Origin of the sequence: Sinomonas sp. G460-2 (assembly GCF_047759905.1) — a bacterium.
Lineage (GTDB): Bacteria > Actinomycetota > Actinomycetes > Actinomycetales > Micrococcaceae > Sinomonas.
In genome coordinates this window covers 1-1,455 of the sequence record NZ_JBKZWT010000528.1, presented here as the reverse complement: position 1 = coordinate 1,455, position 1,455 = coordinate 1, and the positions used below count along the sequence as shown (strand labels likewise).

Genomic DNA, 1,455 nt, shown 5'->3' with positions numbered 1-1,455 from the left:
GCCACCGGCCACCTCGGTGTCGTCGAAGCGGCCGTCCCAGAGGCCCGTCGCGTCGGCCCGCAACGCGATGAGGCGCCGATAGAGCGCGAGGAGGCGCGCGCCGTCGTCCGTCTCTGCCTCGCTCCAGTCGAGGATTGAGCGGAGTCTCGTCTCGGGGTCCTGGGGGTTGGGCACGAGGGCAGGGTCCCAGCCCATGCGCTCGAACTCGCGCAGGCGGCCCTCAGCCGTAGCGCGGGCGAGCTCGGGCTCGGGGTGGGACGTGAAGAACTGCCACGGCGTGTGCGCGCCGAACTCCTCGCCCATGAACAGCATGGGCGTGAACGGCCCGGCGAGCGTGAGCACGGCGGCCACGGCGAGGCCGTTGTAGTCGAGGGCGGCGCTCGGCCTGTCGCCCGCCGCGCGATTGCCCACCTGGTCGTGGTTCTGGCTGCACACCACGAGCTGCGCGGGCCGCACCACGTCGGGGTCGAGGGAGCGCCCGTGCCGCCGGCCGCGGAAGCTCGAGAACGTGCCGTCGTGGTAGAAGCCACCCCGGAGCACCTTCGCGAGGGCCTCGGGGTCCGCGAAGTCGGCGTAGTAGCCCTGCGTCTCGCCCGTGAGGGCCACGTGGACGGCGTGGTGGAAGTCGTCGCTCCACTGCCCGTACACCCCATAGCCGCCGCGGCCCCGTGGCGCGATGACACGCGGATCGTTGAGGTCCGACTCGGCGACGAGCACCTTGCGCCGTCCCGTCCGCGCCTCGACTTCGGCCGCGGCCACCGCGAGGTCCTCGAGCACATGGACGGCGCGCCGGTCCACGAACGCGTGCACGGCATCGAGACGGAGTCCGTCGGCGTGGAAGTCCTCGAGCCAGAGCCGCGCGTTGTCGAGGATGAGGGCCCGCACCTCGTCCGAGTCGGAGCCGTCGAGGTTGACCGTGTCGCCCCACACGGTGGCGCCGCCCTCGAGGAGATACGGCCCGAACTGCGGGAGGTAGTTCCCGCTCGGCCCGAGGTGGTTGTAGACGACGTCCTGGATCACGCCGATCCCGTGCCCATGGGCCGCGTCCACGAACCGCTGGTACGCGGCCGGGCCCCCGTAGCCCTCGTGGACCGCGGACCACAGGACGCCGTCGTAGCCCCAGTTGTGCGGGCCGTTGAACGCGTTGACAGGAAGGAGCTCGACGAATCCGATGCCGAGCTCGGCAAGGTACGGGAGGCGGGCCGCTGCGGCGTCGAGTGTGCCCCCGGGCGTGAACGTGCCCACATGCAGCTCGTAGATCACGGACCCGCCGAGGTCCCGGCCGTGCCACGCCGCGTCCGCCCACTCATGGGTGCCGAGGTCGAATCCGGCGGAGAGCGCATGGACGCCGTCCGGCTGTCGCAGGGAGCGCGGATCTGGGTAGGGGCCGGCGCCGTCGACTGCGTAGCCGTAGCGCTCCCCCGCCGCGAGCGCCGCGGCGACGCGCTCCCGGTG

The 1,455-nt window shown here is 72.5% G+C and carries 1 protein-coding gene; it reads right to left on the bottom strand.

Annotated features, from left to right (window positions below):
• Window positions 1-1,455, bottom strand: a 1,455-nt coding sequence (gene treZ / locus ACLN58_RS22160) for a malto-oligosyltrehalose trehalohydrolase (protein ID WP_415857366.1), incomplete at both ends; no start/stop codon positions are given.